Here is a 16,933-nt window from a genome sequence, read left to right as displayed (position 1 = left end):
GCTACCAGCGTTCCGCTGTCAAAACCCTGAGAGCGCCCGTAGGTTGGGCCCGTGACCCATCACGTGTATCGGCTGACCGAGGTCGTCGGCAGCAGCCCCACGAGCGTCGACGACGCCATCCGCACCGCGGTCAGGAAGGCCGCGGAGACGGTGCGCAACATCGAGTGGTTCGAGGCCAAGGAGATCCGTGGCCAGGTGGTGGACGGGGAGGTGGCCCACTACCAGGTGCTGGTGAAACTCGGGTTCCGCGTCGACGACTAGGCCACGGGGTACGGGTCGGGGACGTCAGCGGTGCGCCGCCTGTCGTACCCCGGCTCCAGCGTGCCGAGGAGCCGATCCCACACGGTGGTGTAGAAGCCGAGGTTGTAGCGGGGGTCGGCGTGATGCCCGACGTGCATGGCGGGCGTGGCGACCCAGCGGAAGACCACATTGCGGCGTACGGCGGGCGGCAACGGCTCCACCCCGAGGTGCCCCAGGATCCCGAAGATCAGGTTCACTGCGGTGTACGCGGCCAGCGCCCCCACCGTGAACGGGTACACGGCGAGGACCACCAGCCACATCGCCCCGAACCCGATCGCCTCGAGGGGATGCAGCGCGAACAGCGTGATCGGCCGCGCGTCCGCGAACACGTGGTGCAGCCGGTGCACCCACGGGAACAGCGCCCGCAGGTGCACCGTGGCGTGCCCGGCGTACATCAGCACGTCCATCACCATGATCAGAACCAGCAGCTCAGCGAGCGCCCCGAACCCGAACCCGCCCCGCAACTCGATCACGCCGTGCTTCCACAGCCACCACCCCGCCACGGTGACCGCCGTGTTCAGCAGTGTCGTGCTCGCGACCAGCCCGAGTTCCAGGCGGCTCACCGGCCCGGGCTCGGGGGTGAGCCGCCGCGCGCCGGGCAGCCGCAGCGCGACGTGCCCGAGCAGCGCGCCCACCCCGGCCAGCAGGATGTTCTCCACCAGCGCCAGCAGCGCAAACCACCCGGGGTGCAGCGCCTCGAGGAAGTCCAGCATGCCCGCCATCCTGCCGCCGGGCGTCAACCCGCGGCTCTGTCAGAAGCCGATGCCGGGCTGCGGGCCGGAGCCGGCCCGGACCAGGGCGGGCACGTCGGCCGCCGGATCGAGGGTGTACGGATAGAAGTCGCCCGGGTTGAACGCCGGCCCCGACGTGGTCGCCTTGCCGGTGCAGCTCACCAGGATGCTGCCGCTCTGCAGATTGCCGGCGCTGGGGTCGCGCTGGCCGGTGTGGTCGATCCACACGTGGTCGGCGGTGTCCATCTGGATGCCGTCGTAGTCGAAGTCCTTGTCGTCCGGGTCATCGGCGGCCATCGCGGTGTCGCCGATGGTCAGGTTCCGGATGATGACGTTCCTGACGCCGGCGCCGAGGAAGAACCCGGCCAGTGCGTCAGGTGGTCACGGCCTTGCGGCGGATGCGGTAGTGCAACGTCAGGAACGGCAGGCCGTAGAGCGCGAACGCGTGCGCCGCCCGGAGCTCGCCGTCGGCGACGAAGACGTCGAGCCGCTCGGTGAAACCGTGCACGGCCAGCGTGGTCAGTTCCCGGGTCTCCGGGTCGACGTAGCTCAGATAGTGGCCGGGGTGGGGCAGCGCGCTGCTGCTGGTGAGCACGAGCCCGCCACCTGGCCGGGGCAGCGGCAGCAGCGTGGCCGTGAAGTTGCTCTGCGGCACCGGGAAACCGACGCTGACATACCCCCGGCCGTCGTGCCGGTAGGTGGTGTAGATGCCGACGTAGATCGGCTCGTCGGTGTCGGCGAACGAGCGGATCCACCCGCGTACGCCGATCACGCCGGTGCCGTCGGGGGTGATCGTGTCGATGCGGCTGCGGACGCCGCGGACCGTCTCGCGCTGGTTCATCGGCACGTTCGCCTGGCCCAGCGGCCGGGCCACCAGAGTGCGGTACAGCAGGTAGCCGGGCCGCACCCAGGGCCGCCACTCGGGCACGATGTCCAGGGTGAACCGGGTGGTCCGCTCGTAGAACTCACGTACCAGCGGGTGCACACCGGCGGGGTCGAAGTCCGGCCCGGCGAGGTCGTCGAGCGAGGCGACGATCCCGGCATCCGCCGCGTCCGCGCGGTAACTGCCACCCAGCACGCCGGCCAGCTCACGCACATACCCGGTGCCGACGTAGCCGGCGCGGGCCTCCAGCGGCACCACGAACGGCAGGTCCTCGGCCCGCGCGCGCTCGGCCAGCAGACTCACCTGCGGGTCGCGGAACAGCAGCGCGGCCAGCGCCCGGTAGCCGACCACCGCGCTCGCCGCGACCACGGCAGGCGGCGTGCCGCGGCCGCCCGCCAGGCGCCAGGCGAGCCCGGCGGCGGCCCCGGCGACCGGGCCGAGGACCACCTTCTGCGGGCGCAACCCGAGCGCGCCGGCGACGGCGCCTGCGGCCACCCCCACCGTGACCGGCCCGGCGCCGGTGAGCCGCCCGGCAAGCCATCCCGCCGGCGCCGCGAATGCGCCGCTCATCACCACGCGTGACCACCACGCCGGGATCTCGCCGGGCCGCTGGCGGGCACGGGCGACCGCCTCGACCGCGGTGAGCATCGCCGCGCCGGCCAGCCCGCCGGCCGCCGCCCGGGAGCCGCGCCGGCCGGTGAGTGCGGCGCCGGCGAGCGCGCCCACGGCTGCGGCGACGGCGAGGCCGGCCACCTTGGAGGAACCTCCGGGTCCGTGTGTCATGCGCGCACGGTAGCAACGCCTCCGGTCAGCGGGCCGCGCGCTCCTCGACGCCCGCTGACCACGGCTGACAGCACCGGAAAGGCGTTGTTCAGCCTGGTGACGCTGATCAGCGTCACCGGCGGCGGCGCCGGCCGGTCAGTGGAGCGCGGCGGCGATCGCCTCGGCCGGGGTGACGGTCGGCCGTTCGATGAGTCGCCGCAGGTCGCCGGAATCGGTGCGGAACTCGTCGCGGCTCATGGCGCGTCAGATGCGGCGCCACTTCTGGTTGGCGCCGCCCACGCAGGTCCACAGGTGCAGGGGTGCGGCGTTGTCCGGGTTCCAGGCCGCGATGTCCACGCACTTGCCGGACATCGGGTTCACCAGGTCGCCGGCCGCGGTGAGGACGAACTGCTGAGCCGCGTGGCCGTTGCAGGTGGCCAGTTGGATGGGTGTGCCGTCGGCGGTGCCGGCCCCGGCGACGTCCATGCAGGTGTTGTTCTGCGCGCGCAGCGTGCCGCCGGTGAACTCGAACCTCTGGTTGACCGTGTCGGCGCAGTCCCAGACCTGCAGGCGCTGGCCCGGGTTGAAGTTGCCGTTGGACACGTCGACGCACTTGTTGTTCCAGTTGCTGGCGATCCGCGTACCGGTCGGCTGCGGGTTGCCCGTCGAGCCGGGCGTGCAGTCGTTGTCGCCGGTGACGGTGTCGGTGTGGGTGGCGCCGTTCGCCCGGAAGGCGTTCGCCTGCGCGGTCGCCTGGGCCGGCGTGAGCACCTGCTTCTTGGCGTGCAGCACGTAGTCGATGTGCTGGTGCCAGACGCTGGTGCCGCCGGAGTGGCCGGTCAGGTCGATGAACCACTGGTTGAAGTCGAGGGACATGTTCTGCCGGGGGTAGTACTTGCCGCCGTGAGCGCCGACGAGCCGGCCGTCGATGTAGTACTTGATCTCGCCGTTCGCCACCGTGGCCATGACGTCGCGCCACCCGGCGATGCTGGCGTTCTGCTTGCTGTACTGGCGGTCCTGCACCCACGGGTCGGGCTGGTAGGTGTACCAGGTGGTCTGGAAGTTCGTCGGGCCGCTCTCGCCCCACCCGCCGTTGGGCAGGTACTCGGAGAAGTCGAGCTCGCTGTAGATCGGGTCGAACGCGTACCGCAGCGGGCTGATCGTGTAGAAGGTCTGGTTCACGATGTCGCCGTCCGGGCCGGTGGCGGGGGTGTCGGAGAACTTGATCCGGGCCAGGTAGGTGCCCTCGAAGAACCGCCGGCCGGACAGCGAGAACTCGGCGTGGCTGGTGCCGCCCGCGGTGCCGTCGGTGGAGGCCTGCAGACGAGCCACCTTCTGACCGTCCACGGTGGGGAACGAGACGTTGCCGGCGGACCAGGTCGCTCCCGGCACACCGGGACCGCCCTGATTGGTGCGTACGTGCCAGCCGCGCCGGCCGAGCGCCGGGTCGGCGCTGGAGCCGTAGTCGAAGTCGTCGAAGAGGACACCGCAGGCCACGGCGGCGCTCGCCGGCGCGGCGGTGGTGAGTCCGACGGCTGTCACCGCCGCGGCGACGGCCACCGTCACGGCTGTCACCAGGATGCGGCGGACGAGAGATCTGGTCACGAGATAGCTCCTTGGAGGGGGTGAGCCGAGCCGTATCGTCGTCGACTTCCGTCAATGAGAAGGCAAAAACCTTTACGATTGCAACGCATTCTGAGCAATAAGAATTTTCATCCAGTGCTCGCGGACCCGCGCCTCCGCGCGCGGCGTAGACGCCCTCGAACCGGCCCGCCACTCCCGCGTGCGCCGTCAGCTCAGCTCATCCCTACCGCAATGCCTATGGGGTGAAGCCGGCGTCACGGTCGGCGGCGGCGATCTGGTCACGGAAGCGCTGGTGCACCCAGCAGCGCGCGCCAAGGAGGTTCAGCGGCGTCCACACACCGGAGGCCGGGCCGAGCCGGGTCTGCCGTGGCATCTTCCCGAGCAGACGTTCCGGCCGTGCGCCGGCGGACCCGTTCCAGCGGGTGATGCCGAGCGCGTACGTGAGCAGGAAGTAGACGAAGTCTGGCGCGGTCGAACTCTCGGCGTAGCGGACCGTGTCAGGTACTGATCCGGCGGTAACGGCGAAGCCGCCGGAGCCCGGCGGTGTCCGGCTCGTTCGCCGGTGTGCTCGCCAGGGCGTCCAGGCGCCGCTGTGCGGCCGCCTGGTCCAGGTGCATGCCGATCGCGACGAGCTCACCGGCCGGCGGCGGTTCGGGCAGCGGCATGATGTGGATCCGGGTGCCGACGACGTTGACGACGAAGCCCTGTTCGGCCCGGGACCCGTGCACCCGTACCCGGCCCTTGAGCCGGTAGGCGCCGGTGGGCGGGTTCTCCAGCAGGTCGATCAGCAGGCTCGGCGAGACCGGCCGGGTCAGTGGTGTGGAGGCCGCCCGGGCATGCTCGTGGTCGTCACGCTCACGGTTCTGCTCGCGGACGAGCCGGGCCAGCGGCAGTTCGTCGACCGGGTCCTCGTCGGCGGCGGTGTCGAACACGAGCGCCGGGTCGATCCTGCCGTGCCGGGCGGTGACGATCTGCACGTGCGGCTGACGTAGCCGGACCCGTTCCCGGATCCGGTCGAGCACCTGGTCGCGGTCCCCGGCCGGCAACAGGTCCACCTTGTTGATGACGACGAGCGTCGCCGCCGCATAGCGCAGGGGCGGCTCCGGCCAGAGGTCCACGGTCCGGAAGTGTTCGACGGCGTCGATCACCTCGACGAGGCCGCCGGACCGGATGCCGCTGACGCTGCTCAGGCCGATGAGACGGGCGAGCGCGACCGGCTCGGCCACGCCGCTGGACTCCACCAGGATCGCGTCCAGCCGCAGCCGGGGCCGGGACAGACGCTGCAGCGCGTCGTCCAGGCCGCCGGCGTCCTCGAGGCAGCACACGCAGCCGCCGGAGATCGCCGCGGCCTCGTCGACCTGCCCGGTGACCAGCGCCGCGTCGACGTTCAGCGTCCCGAAGTCGTTGACCACGACGCCCAGGCGTGCGCCGGGCCGGCGCAGCAGATGATTGAGCAGGCTCGTCTTGCCGGCGCCGAGGTGGCCGGTGAGCGCGATGACCGGCACCCGCCCCACGGCACGGCGCCGGACCGTCACGTCGTTATCCATCACCGCGAGCATACTGACGCCGCGGATGCGGGTGACCCGGCGATCAGCCGATCAGCTGCACCGAGCTGACCAGGAACGGTGTGCCCTGCTGGCACGTCGTGACCAGGTCGGGGATCACCCGGCCGGTGACCGCGACGTTCGCCCCGGCACGTATCACCGCACGATCCCCACCCACGAGCTGATAGTCGCCGATCAGCAGGCATTGATGCTCGACGCCGGCCGTGACGATCCCGGACAGGGTGCGCAGACGCGATTCCATACCGCCATCATCACCCCGCGCTAGGACCGATCCGTGATCTTCCGCCGGTAGATGCTTCTCAATATGCTCCGGGATCAATGTGAGCGTTTCTACCCGGAGGACGCCTGTGCCAACGAGACACACCGCCCGCACGGCCTTAGCCGTAGCGATGTCCGCCGCCCTGGTCATCGGTGGCGCCGACGTGGCCCGAGGGGCGCCGGAACAGGCCGCGAGCCTCTACATCGTGCAGTTGGCGGCGCCGCCGGTCGCCGCGTACACCGGCGGGGTCTCCGGGATCCCCGCGACCCGGCCCGGCTCGGGCGAGAAGATCGACCTGAGCACGAGCGCCGCCAAGGCGTACCGGGCGCATCTGAAGTCCGAACGGCAGCGGACCCAGCGGCTGGCGGGTGTGTCGGCGGGCGAGACCCTTTACGAGTACGACGTGGCCTTCAGCGGATACGCCGCCCGCCTGTCCACCACCGAGGCGGACGTGCTGCGCCGCAGCCCCGGTGTGCTGGCCGTGTCGAAGAACACCGTCCACAAGGCCGACACCGTCTCCACCCCGCAGTTGCTCGGGCTGACCGGCCGCGGCGGCGTGTGGCAGCGCCAGTTCGGCGGCTCGGCCAGGGCCGGGCTCGGCGTCATCGTCGGCGTGATCGACACCGGCATCTGGCCGGAGAACCCGGCGTTCGCCGCCCTTCCCGGCCCGCGCCCGGACCAGCGGATCATCGACGCCAAGTGGCGCGGGGTCTGCCAGCAGGGCGAGGAGACGGACCCGGCCCGCAACGTCACCTGCAACAACAAGCTGATCGGCGCCCGCTACTTCACCGAGGGCTCGCTCGACGAGACGAATCCCGCCGAGTTCCGGTCGCCGCGTGACTTCAACGGCCACGGCTCGCACACCGCCGGCACCGCCGTCGGCAACCACGGCGTCGACGCGGTCATCGACGGCAAGGTCGTCGGGGACGCGTCCGGCATGGCCCCGGCCGCCCGTCTCGCCGTCTACAAGGCCCTGTGGGATCAGGGCGGCGGCGGCAGCGGCACGACAGTCGACCTGGTCGCGGCCATCAACGCGGCGGTCACCGACGGTGTCGACGTCATCAACTACTCGATCTCCGGTTCCACGTCGTCGTTCGTCGACCCGGTGGAGCTGGCGTTCCTCAACGCCGCCAACGCGGGCGTGTTCGTCGCCGCGTCCGCCGGCAACAGCGGGCCCACCGCCAGCACTGTCGCGCACAACTCGCCGTGGGTCACCACGGTGGCGGCCAGCACCCATGACCGCGGGTCCAACAAGTCGGTGACGCTGGGCAACGGCGCCACCTACGCAGGTGCGGGGCAGGGCTCGGCCGTGCCGTCGGCGCCGCTGATCGACTCCGAGGTGGCCGGCCTGCCCGGCACCCCGGTCGCCGACGCGCGGCTGTGCTACTCCGGCAAGCTCGACCCGGCCACGGTAACCGGCAAGATCGTGCTGTGCCTGCGGGGCGGCAACTCCCGTCCGGACAAGAGCCTGGCGGTCAAGCAGGCCGGTGGCGTCGGGATGATCCTCTACAACAACCCCGACAACTCGGTCAACGCCGACTACCACTTCGTGCCGACAGTGCACGTCAACAGCGCGGCAGGGCTTGCGATCAAGGCGTACGCGGCCTCCGCCGGCGCCACCGCGAGCCTGTCGGCGGGTGTCGCGGTCAAGGTCCGTGCCCCGGAGATGGCCTCCTTCTCGTCGCGCGGCCCGGCCCTGGCCGGCAATGGTGACCTGCTCAAGCCCGACATCACCGCGCCGGGCGTCGACGTGGTGGCGCCGGTCGCCCCGCCGGCGAACAACGGCCGCACGTGGGACGCGTACTCCGGCACCTCGATGTCCAGCCCGCACATCGCCGGCCTGGCCGCCCTCATGATCAGCGAGAATCCCCGCTGGTCCCCGATCTGGGTCAAGTCGGCGATGATGACCACCGCGGGCCAGACCGACGCCACCGGCCGGCCGATCCAGCGGGCCGGGACCGCCGCGACGCCGCTCGACTACGGCTCCGGGCACGTTCGTCCCGGCCAGTCGTACCGGCCGGGTCTGGTCTTCGACTCCACCTACCCGGACTGGATCCGGTTCGCGTGCGGCAGCGGCGCGACCGGGGCCGCCTGCGCCCAGTACGGCGCGATCGACCCGACGGACCTCAACTACCCGTCGATCTCGATCGGTGACCTGGCCGGCAAGCAGACGACCACCCGTACCGTGACGAACGTCAGCAGGTTCCCGGGCATCTACGAAGCCAAGATCCAGGCGCCCGCGGGTACGACGGTGACCGTCACGCCGAAGCGGTTCGTCGTCGCGCCCGGCAAGTCCGCGTCGTACAAGGTGACCGTCACCCGCACCGACGCCGCGATCGGCCAGTGGAGTTTCGGCTCCCTGACCTGGGTCAACCGGGCCGACCCGAAGCGCCTGGTCTCGTCCGACGTGCGCAGCCCGATCGCGATCCGGCCGGTCGCGATCGCCGCCCCGGTGCAGGCCACCGGGACCGGGGTCAGTGGCTCGACGGACCTGACCGTCATTCCGGGCTTCGCCGGCACCCTGAGCGCCACCCCGGCCGGGCTGGTCCCGTCCGTGGTGGACCGGCTGCACCTGGCCGGCTCGGAGACCGACTTCGACTCGGCGGCCCCGGCGGCCGGCCCGTCCGTCGGCAAGGTGACGCTGACCGTTCCGGCCGGCACCCGCCTGGCCCGGGCGGCGACCTTCGACGCCGACGTGCCGGCGGGCACCGACCTGGACCTGTTCGCCTACCGCGCCGGCACCAGCACCCTGGTGGCGTCGAGCGCGGGCTCGACGGCCGAGGAGAAGGTCACCCTGGCGGCCGGCGCGTACGACGTCTACGTGGTCCAGTTCGCCACCGCGCCCGGGGTGGAGGAGCTCGACGTCGCGCACCACTCGTGGATCGTCGGTGAGACCGCCGCGGGCAACCTGACGGCCACCCCGGCCGCTCAGGCCGTCACCCTCGGCACCCCGGCCAAGGTCACCGCGGCGTGGACCGGCCTGACCGCCGGAAGCCGCTACCTCGGCCTGATCGCCTACAGCGACGGCACCACCCGGATCGGCCAGACCGTGCTGTCCGTCGGCGCCTGACAGCTCGTGGGGACACCGCCACACGGCGGTGTCCCCTGCTCTCAGCTGGTCAGTTCCCGGCCCGCACCGCGTCCGGGACGGCACGCACCTGGTCCGGCTGCCCGACCGGCAGCTGAGCGCACGTGAGGGACGCCAGGCCGACGACGCTACTCCGCCGAAAACTACCGGCGCCCCTGATACCGCAACCGCGGTACACCGGATCACCGCAGCGGGTTGACGATTCGCGGCCTCGGCAAAGCGACGCTGCCCAGGCTTTGCCGCCATACCTACTAGTATGTATGGTGAGCGAGCCGGTGCGGCATTCGCTCGGCGCTCGCCCGGAGAGGCAGGGGTTGCACCGTGACAGGCAAAGACGCTCGTACGCGCCTGGTCGAAGGCATGGCGGATCTGTTGTGGGAACGCGGCTACGTGGGCACCAGCCCCTCGGCCGTGCTGGAACGCGCCGCGGTCGGGCAGGGCAGCCTCTACCACCACTTCGCCGGCAAGCAGGACCTCGCGGTGGCCGCGATCCGGCACAACGCCGAAACCCTCACGCGGGCCGCCCGGGAGGCTCTCGACTCCCCCGGCACCGCTTACGAGCGGCTCGAGCGGTTCCTGCTGCGCGACCGGGACGTGCTCCGCGGCTGCCGCATCGGCCGCATGACGCAGGACCCGGAGGTGTTCGCTGCCGACCACCTGCGGCAGCCGGTGGCGGACGCCCTGGCCTGGGTGCGCGGGGCGCTCGCAGCGGTGATCGAGGACGGACAGGCCCGCGGCGAGCTGGCCCCCGGCATCGCGCCCGGCGACCTCGCGGCGACGATCCTGTCCACACTGCAGGGTGGGTACGTGCTCGCCCGCGCCGACCTCGACGAGGAGCGGTTCACCGCCGCCGTCTGGGGCCTTCTCGGCCTGCTCAAGGGACTGGCGACCGCGCCGTGATCGCCGTCGCCTCCCACGCCGACGACTATCCGAGGGACTGAGAGAACACATGCTTGCGATGCAGTACGAGATGACGCTGCCCGCCGACTACGACATGCGGATCATCCGCGACCGGGTCGCCGCCTCCGGTCACCTGCTCGACTCGTACCCCGGTCTGGGGTTGAAAGCATTCCTGATCCGCGAACGCGGCATCGACGGCTCCACCGCCAACCAGTACGCCCCGTTCTACCTCTGGGCCGACACGGCGGGTGCGTCGTCCTTCCTCTGGTCGGGCGCCGGCTTCACCGCGATCCTGCGTGACTTCGGCCGGCCGGTGGTGCAGACCTGGATCGGCGGCACCGCCCACCAGGCCGCGGACTGGCGGACCCCTCCGGCGTACGCGATCCGGCAGCGGACCGCCCTGACCGCGGATGCCGACATCGTGGCCGTCACCCGCACAACGGACACCCGGCTCGCCGAGGCCACCGAGAAGGGCGAGATCCGACTGGGGGCGTACGGGGTCGACCCGCGCACCTGGGAACTCGTCACGTTCACCCTGCACGAGCGGCGTCCCGATCACGTTCCGGACGCCGCCGAGCTGTTCCAGGTGCTGCACACCTCGGCTCCGGAACGCCGGCGGCTGCCCGACCGGGTCGAGAACCGTCTGACAGCCGCGCGATGACACCCCGGAGAAGGACACGGAGGCCCCGTGCTGCCCGCCGATGGGACAGCAGCGCATCGACGCGACCACCGCCGTGAACCTGTCCGCGGCCTTCGAAGCGCTCGGCGGCCCGGTCCGCCTGCAGCTGATGTCGATGATCGCCTCGGCCCCGGGCCGCGAGATCTGCGTCCGCGGTGTCCGGCCCGACGATCTCCCATCACCTGAAGACCCTGCGTGAAGCCCGCCTGGTCGACGCCGAGCGCCGGGCGAGCTGGGTCTACTACCGCCCCCGGCAGGACATGATCCGGAGACTGTCGGCGCTGCTCGGCTGACGTTCACTTGCCACGACGGAATTTCTCAGCGACTATTGAGTCAATGACTGCTGAACCTTCATCGCTGGCGGCGCGGGCCCGTGTGCACGCCGCCCTCGGCGACCCCGCCCGCCTCGCCATCGTCGACGCGCTCGTCCTCGGCGACGCCTCCCCCGGCGAGATCGCCACCGACCTCGGCATGCCCAGCAACCTCGTCGCCCACCACGTCAAGGTCCTGCACGAGGCCGGCCTGCTCGTGCGGACACGGTCCGAAGGCGACCGCCGCCGCACCTACCTGCGCCTCGTCCCGGGCGTGCTGTCCTCGCTCACCACCCCGCGGTGGGACAGCGCGGATCGGGTGGTATTCGTCTGCACCCACAATTCCGCCCGGTCGCAGCTGGCCGCCGCCCTGTGGCGCGACCGTGTCGGCGGCCCGGTCGCCTCGGCCGGCACCGCGCCCGCCCAGCGGGTCCACCCCCGCGCCGTCCGGGTCGCCCATGAGCACGGCCTCGCCCTCGACCCGGCCGGCACCCACCACGTCGACGACGTCGTGCACGACGGCGACCTGATCATCGCGGTCTGCGACAACGCCCACGAGGATCTCACCGGCCCGGTCCGGCCCCGGCTGCACTGGTCGGTGCCCGATCCCGCCCGGGTGGACACCGACGAGGCGTTCGAGGCCGCGTACACCGACCTCGCCGACCGCGTCGACCGGCTCGCCCTCGCGGCCGGCGGACCGTCATGACCCCGATCATCCTGTGGCGGCGGCTGCTCGCCGAGTTCCTCGGCACCGCGCTGCTGGTCACCGCCGTCGTCGGCTCCGGCATCATGGCGGTCGAACTGTCGCCGGACGACGTCGGCCTGCAGTTGCTGGAGAACTCGGTCGCCACCGCGTTCGCCCTCGGCGCGCTCATCCTCACCTTCGGCCCGATCTCCGGCGCCCACTTCAACCCGGTCGTGTCGGCCGCCGACTGGTTCCTCGGCCGCCGCACCGGCACCGGCCTGACCATCAAAGACCTCGCGGGGTACGCCGTAGCGCAGACCCTGGGAGCCATCGCCGGCTCGATCCTGGCGAACCTGATGTTCGACCTGGCCCCGGTCACGATGTCGGCGAAGGAACGGGCCGCCGGCAACCTGTGGCTGGGTGAGGTGGTCGCCGTCGCCGGCCTGCTCCTGCTGATCTTCGCGCTCGGCCGGTCCGGCAGAGCTGCGGCCGCCCCGGCCGCCGTCGGCGCGTACATCGGCGCCGCCTACTGGTTCACCAGCAGCACCAGCTTCGCCAACCCGGCCGTCACCATCGGCCGCGCCTTCACCGACACCTTCGCCGGCATCGCCCCCGCCTCGGTCCCCGGCTTCGTCCTCGCCCAGTTCGCCGGCCTGCTCATCGGGGTGGGCCTGGTGGTGGCGCTCTATCCGCACGCCGGTGACCACGCCGTCGTGGTCCCGCACAACGACGCCGGCCCGGCCCGCGCATGAGCACCGTGGGGGTGATCGCGATGACAGCCGAGCACGCGGCATCGGTGCCGGCGATCTACGCCGCCGGTATCGCCACCGGCAACGCCACCTTCGAGACCGCCGCACCCACCTGGGACGCCTTCGACGCCGCCCGGCCGGCCGGGCACCGCCATGTCGCCGCCGACACCGACGGTACTGTCATCGGCTGGATCGCCTGCTCAGCGGTGTCCACCCGGGCCGCGTACGCCGGCGTCGCCGAACACTCCGTCTCCGTCCACCCCGACCGCAGCGGCCAGGGAATAGGCCGTGCCCTGCACACCCGACGCGGCTTCCGCACCATCGGCACCCGCGAACGCATCGCCCGCCATCACGGCCACTGGCGTGACGTCATCCTGCTCGAACGCCGCAGCCCCACCGTCAACTGACACCCCGTGCCGTACGAAAGCGAGTTCCGGCCATGAGCGACACCAAGCCCACCGTCCTGTTCGTCTGCGTCCACAACGCCGGCCGCTCCCAGATGGCCGCCGGCTGGCTGCGCCACCTCGCCGGCGACACCGTCGAGGTCCGCTCCGCCGGCTCCGCTCCCGCCGAGACGATCAATCCGGCCGCGGTGGAGGCGATGAAGGAGGTCGGCATCGACATCACCGACCAGATCCCGACCAAGCTGACCTGGGACGCCGCCCGGGAATCCGACGTCATCATCACCATGGGCTGCGGCGACGCCTGCCCCGTCTTCCCCGGCAAGCGCTACGAGGACTGGAAACTCGAGGACCCGGCCGGCAAGGGTGTCGAATCCGTCCGCCCGATCCGTGACGAGATCAAGGCCCGCATCGAGGTCCTGCTCGCCGGCCTGGAACCACTGATGGGCCGCCGCTCCACACCTCAGCCATCGGTGGATCCGGCTGAGTGAACAGGGTGGCGTAGCGGGCCAGATAGAGCGGCCATCCCTGGTCGTGGGCGGCACCGTCGCGCACGGATTCCCAGCCGGGACCGTGCCGGTCGAGGTGGCGGTGTTCGACGGCAGGTGGCTGCGGTGCGACCACGCGGCGGTGATGGAGTACTACCTCGAGGACGCCACCTGCATCATGACCTTCCCGGGCACCGAGCCACCGATGCTGACCGGCCCGCCCGCGGCAGTCCACGCCGTCCTCTTCGCCTACCTGCGCGGCGGCCCGGCATCAGCCGTCGCCAACGAAGAAGCGCAGTCAGAGGGTGGGGACGATCGGGCGGATGGTGCCGTCGGTGGTGAACTCCAGGCGGTCGACGGCGGTCTCCCGGTTGGTGCCGTCGCCGGCCGGCACGGCGAACCGGTGGTAGGCGATGTACCAGGTGTCGGTGCCGGGGACCTGCACCACCGAGTGGTGACCGGTGCCCTTGATGCCGAGATCAAGAGCTTTCCTGAGTACGACACCCCGGTTCGTCCACGGGCCCAGCGGTGAGCTGCTCGTCGCGTACGCCACCTGGTAGTTCTCGCTCCGGGTGTCGTTCTCCGACCACATCAGGTAATACGTTCCGTTGCGTTTGAGCACGAACGGCGCCTCGTTGTACCCGCTCGGCGTGATCGTGCGCACCTGGCCCGGGTCGAACGAGGTCATGTCGGCGTTGAGCGGCACGACCCGGCACACGCCCTGCCCCCAGTAGAGGTACGAGCGCCCGTCGGTGTCGGTGAACACCATCGGGTCGATGGCCTGCCCGCCGGAGAACTGGCCGCTGGTCACCAGCGGCCGGCCGAGAGCGTCGCGGAACGGCCCGGTCGGCGAGTCCGATACCGCCACACCGAGCTGCTTGGCGGTGTTGCCGCTGGCCAGGCCACCGGAGAAGTACAGGTAGTACCTGCCGTTGGCGGCGGCGGCCGCGGGCGCCCACGCGGAGTTGTCGGCCCAGGACACGTCCGGCCCGTGATCCAGGATCACCCCATGGTCGGTCCAGTTCACCAGGTCGGCCGAGGAGAACGCCTTGTAATAGGTGCCGGCCCAGCCCGCGTACCCGTCGGTGGTGGGATAGAGGTAGTAGCGGCCGTTGAAGTTCGTGATGTGCGGGTCGGCGAACAGGCCGGGCAGCACCGGGTTCTTCGCGGTCTTCGGCGCCCAGGCGGTGGTGAGCCGGAACGAGCTGTCGGCCCGGAACGCCGCCGTGTCCTGATAGGTGTCCAGCCACAGCGCGTAGTCGCGGTGCCGGATCCGCCGGGACGGATAGTTGTACGAGGCCAGCGCGACCGACCCGGCCACCGAGCCGTCGACCGCGCAGAATGTCGCGTCACCCCGGAACGTCGCGTCGCCGGTGTTGGTGTCCAGCCGCAGCCGGTAGTCGCGGTGCCGCAGGAACTGGCCGTTCTTGGCCTGGAACGAGTAGCACGACGGCGCGGCGAGCCCGTTGACCACCGTGAACGTGGCGTCGGCCTTGGCCTGGGCGGTGCTGCTGGAGGTGACCGGGTCGATCCGGGCGAGACCGTCGAGGTGGCGCACGTACCGCCCGGGGTAGTTGACCGGCTCCAGGGAGCGCGCGCCCGTGGGCAGGGTGGCGGCCTGGGCGGCGGCGTCGAGGAACGCGATGGCACATCCGGTGATCACGGTCGTGGTGGCCAGCAGGGCGCCGGCTCGCCGGGCGGTCATAGCGCCTCCGAGCACGTTACGGTCATGTCAACCGTCAATGTTAGCGATAACAGCGAACGAGGGCCAGAAGGCGGTGAGCCGTATTCCTGTTGTCTCGCCGTGTCGGCGACATCCAGACCGATGCTCATCGCACTGGCCGGCGACTCGACGATGATCGACGCGGACGGCCGGGGGCCCGGGTTCCGTCGGGACAGTGGCATGGGGATTCTGCCTTTCCGGGGCGCGGAGGGACACCCGCCCCGGCCGGGGTGGCCGGGGCGGGCGCGGGAAGGACGGTTACTCGCCGGAGGGTGCGGTGAGGGTGACGCCGAGACGTGCCGGGGCGCCGAAGTTCGGGGTGCCGTCGGCGTTCCAGGTGAACTTCTGGGCGCGGGTGGACCGGTTCATGTCGCAGCCGCCGCCGGCGGAGTCGTTGGCGTGGTAGACGATCCAGTCCTCGGTGCCGTCGGGGCTCTTGAAGAACCCGTTGTGGCCGGGGGCGAAGACGCTGTTGGCGTCGTTGCGCTGGAATACCGGGTTCGGGCTCTTGGTCCAGTGGTTGATGTTCATCGGATCGGTGCCGGTGAGAGTGAGCATGCCCAGTTTGTAGTCCGGTCCCCAGCAGGCCGAGGCGGAGAAGACGACCATGACGCGACCGTTGCGGTACAGCGGTTCCGGGCCTTCGTTGACCGGATGGGTCTGCCGCTCCCAGGACAGCGTGGGCGAGCTGAGCCGGGCCTTGGAGCCGGTGAGCGTCCAGGGGTTGGACAGCCGTTGGATGAAGTTGGACTGCCCGTAGGAGCCGCCGGCGTTGTAGGTGCCCATCAGGTACAGGCTGCTGCCGACGCGCAGCACGCTGGCGTCGAGCGCCCACTCGTTGCCCAGGTCGGCCTTGAACGTGTACGGGCCCATCGGGTCGCTGCCGGCCGACTCGGCGACGTGCAGCCGCTGGGTGGGGTTGAAGTCGGACACGTTCTGCCCGGCGGTGTAGTAGAGGTACCAGCGCCCGTTGATCAGGTGGAACTCCGGCGCCCACATGGTGCAGCAGCCGTTCGGCCGTCCGGCCAGGTTGAGGACGACCTGATCCGGGGCGCCGGCCAGACCGGCCAGGGTGGCCGAACGGCGCATCGTGATGGTCGAGTTCCAGGTGGTGGTGGCCAGGTAGTAGTAGCCGTTGTGGTGTTGCAGCCACGGGTCCGGGCCGCCCCGTTTGATCGGGTTGATGAACGTCCGTGCCGCGGTGGACAGCGCGACGAGCTGCCACTGCTGGTTGTTGCCGTCGACGTCCTGGTACTGCGACACCTTGGCCCCGTCGGCGGTGGACCACTCCCACACTTCCAGCGCCTTACCGCTGTTGCGGTTGATCAGCCGGACATGACCACCGGCCGAGTCGGCCAGCCGGAACTGCTGCCGGGCGTCGTTCCGGTCGGTGTTCTGCACGAGTTGCACGCCGTTGTCGGCCGTGGGCAGGTCGAGGACCTTGCCGCTGTGCACCGACTGCAGCCGGTACCAGCCGCCGCCGGAGTCCAGGAACCTCCACTGCTGCCAGGCCCCGTCGTTGCGGGTGTGCTGGTTGATCGCCGCGCCGTCGCCGGTGGCCAGGTTGTAGACGTCGAGGGCCTTGCCGCTGTTGCGGTTGACCAGCACGTACGGCACACCGGTCGACACGGTGGCGGCGTCGGCCGACGTCGTCACGGCGACCGCGCCCACGGCCGCGGTGAGGAGCGCGGCGGCCGCTGTCAGGATGCGTCTCATCATCGTCCCCGCTTCTAGTAGGCGAAGGGCCAGCCGGCCGTGTCGTAGCCGAGCAGGTTGATGCCGAGCCGGGACGCGCCGTTGTTCGCGTAGTAGTGGTAGACGAGCA

The 16,933-nt window shown here is 71.1% G+C and carries 17 protein-coding genes and 2 pseudogenes; 9 read left to right on the top strand and 10 right to left on the bottom strand.

The genetic code is table 11. From position 1 onward, the window contains the following. The first annotated feature begins 51 nt into the window (after positions 1 to 51). Positions 52 to 261: a dodecin gene (locus ACZ3II_RS39285; protein ID WP_465525140.1), complete on the top strand. Its 210-nt coding sequence runs from the start codon at positions 52 to 54 to the stop codon at positions 259 to 261. On the opposite strand, the gene ACZ3II_RS39280 is transcribed toward ACZ3II_RS39285, so the two are convergent. From ACZ3II_RS39280 to ACZ3II_RS39250, 7 genes are all read right to left on the bottom strand, one after another. Beyond that, entirely contained in the window at positions 258 to 1,013 is a 756-nt protein-coding gene (locus ACZ3II_RS39280; RefSeq protein WP_465525138.1) for a sterol desaturase family protein, read from the bottom strand. The genes ACZ3II_RS39285 and ACZ3II_RS39280 overlap by 4 nt on opposite strands. 39 nt (positions 1,014 to 1,052) lie before the next feature. Next, a complete protein-coding gene (locus tag ACZ3II_RS39275; protein ID WP_465525380.1) occupies positions 1,053 to 1,400 on the bottom strand; it encodes a pectate lyase family protein in 348 nt (115 codons plus the stop codon). A gap of 4 nt (positions 1,401 to 1,404) precedes the next feature. After that, positions 1,405 to 2,697 (bottom strand): hypothetical protein, encoded by a 1,293-nt coding sequence (locus tag ACZ3II_RS39270; RefSeq protein ID WP_465525136.1) that lies wholly within the window; start codon positions 2,695 to 2,697, stop codon positions 1,405 to 1,407. Positions 2,698 to 2,940: 243 nt separating this feature from the next. After that, positions 2,941 to 4,281 carry a ricin-type beta-trefoil lectin domain protein gene (locus ACZ3II_RS39265; protein WP_465525134.1) on the bottom strand — a complete coding sequence of 447 codons (1,341 nt, stop codon included), beginning with the start codon at positions 4,279 to 4,281 and terminating at the stop codon, positions 2,941 to 2,943. 214 nt (positions 4,282 to 4,495) lie between these two features. Further along, positions 4,496 to 4,633: a hypothetical protein gene (locus ACZ3II_RS39260; RefSeq protein ID WP_465525132.1), complete on the bottom strand. Its 138-nt coding sequence runs from the start codon at positions 4,631 to 4,633 to the stop codon at positions 4,496 to 4,498. A gap of 124 nt (positions 4,634 to 4,757) precedes the next feature. After that, positions 4,758 to 5,807 (bottom strand): CobW family GTP-binding protein, encoded by a 1,050-nt coding sequence (locus ACZ3II_RS39255; protein ID WP_465525130.1) that lies wholly within the window; start codon positions 5,805 to 5,807, stop codon positions 4,758 to 4,760. A 43-nt stretch (positions 5,808 to 5,850) separates the two neighbouring features. Beyond that, positions 5,851 to 6,066, bottom strand: a complete 216-nt coding sequence (locus ACZ3II_RS39250; RefSeq protein ID WP_465525128.1) for a hypothetical protein — start codon at positions 6,064 to 6,066, stop codon at positions 5,851 to 5,853. Positions 6,067 to 6,214: 148 nt separating this feature from the next. Here ACZ3II_RS39250 and ACZ3II_RS39245 point away from each other — a divergent pair, with 148 nt between their 5' ends. The 8 genes and pseudogenes from ACZ3II_RS39245 to ACZ3II_RS39210 all read left to right on the top strand — a co-directional run bounded on the left by ACZ3II_RS39245 (position 6,215) and on the right by ACZ3II_RS39210 (position 13,388). Further along, positions 6,215 to 9,154, top strand: a complete 2,940-nt coding sequence (locus ACZ3II_RS39245) for a S8 family peptidase (protein ID WP_465525126.1) — start codon at positions 6,215 to 6,217, stop codon at positions 9,152 to 9,154. 378 nt (positions 9,155 to 9,532) lie between these two features. Then, positions 9,533 to 10,072, top strand: coding sequence for a TetR family transcriptional regulator (locus ACZ3II_RS39240; protein WP_465525124.1), 540 nt, complete (start codon positions 9,533 to 9,535; stop codon positions 10,070 to 10,072). Between the two features lie 49 nt (positions 10,073 to 10,121). Then, a complete protein-coding gene (locus tag ACZ3II_RS39235) occupies positions 10,122 to 10,733 on the top strand; it encodes a DUF4865 family protein (RefSeq protein ID WP_465525122.1) in 612 nt (203 codons plus the stop codon). Between the two features lie 40 nt (positions 10,734 to 10,773). Further along, positions 10,774 to 11,044 (top strand): annotated as a pseudogene (locus tag ACZ3II_RS39230) (ArsR/SmtB family transcription factor). Between the two features lie 43 nt (positions 11,045 to 11,087). After that, entirely contained in the window at positions 11,088 to 11,768 is a 681-nt protein-coding gene (locus ACZ3II_RS39225; protein WP_465525120.1) for an arsenate reductase/protein-tyrosine-phosphatase family protein, read from the top strand. Further along, complete coding sequence (locus ACZ3II_RS39220) at positions 11,765 to 12,499, top strand: aquaporin (RefSeq protein ID WP_465525118.1); 735 nt, start codon at positions 11,765 to 11,767, stop codon at positions 12,497 to 12,499. The genes ACZ3II_RS39225 and ACZ3II_RS39220 overlap by 4 nt, the downstream gene beginning before the upstream one ends. Next, positions 12,496 to 12,903 (top strand): GNAT family N-acetyltransferase, encoded by a 408-nt coding sequence (locus ACZ3II_RS39215; protein WP_465525116.1) that lies wholly within the window; start codon positions 12,496 to 12,498, stop codon positions 12,901 to 12,903. Before ACZ3II_RS39220 ends, ACZ3II_RS39215 begins: the two co-directional genes overlap by 4 nt. Positions 12,904 to 12,935: 32 nt before the next feature. Then, positions 12,936 to 13,388: an arsenate reductase ArsC gene (locus ACZ3II_RS39210; protein ID WP_465525114.1), complete on the top strand. Its 453-nt coding sequence runs from the start codon at positions 12,936 to 12,938 to the stop codon at positions 13,386 to 13,388. Positions 13,389 to 13,395: 7 nt separating this feature from the next. On the opposite strand, the pseudogene ACZ3II_RS39205 reads toward ACZ3II_RS39210, so the two are convergent. The 3 genes and pseudogenes from ACZ3II_RS39205 to ACZ3II_RS39195 form a co-directional block, all read right to left on the bottom strand. Then, a pseudogene (locus ACZ3II_RS39205) lies at positions 13,396 to 13,497 on the bottom strand (ATPase); the annotation flags it as partial. Between the two features lie 186 nt (positions 13,498 to 13,683). Continuing rightward, complete coding sequence (locus ACZ3II_RS39200) at positions 13,684 to 15,090, bottom strand: family 43 glycosylhydrolase (RefSeq protein WP_465525112.1); 1,407 nt, start codon at positions 15,088 to 15,090, stop codon at positions 13,684 to 13,686. A 276-nt stretch (positions 15,091 to 15,366) separates the two neighbouring features. Then, positions 15,367 to 16,827, bottom strand: coding sequence for a family 43 glycosylhydrolase (locus ACZ3II_RS39195; protein WP_465525110.1), 1,461 nt, complete (start codon positions 16,825 to 16,827; stop codon positions 15,367 to 15,369). Positions 16,828 to 16,933: the final 106 nt, after the last annotated feature.

The organism is Actinoplanes sp. NPDC019969 (assembly GCF_055562375.1).
Note: the sequence above shows the minus strand (reverse complement) of the source record. Positions and strands in the feature narration are given on the sequence as shown.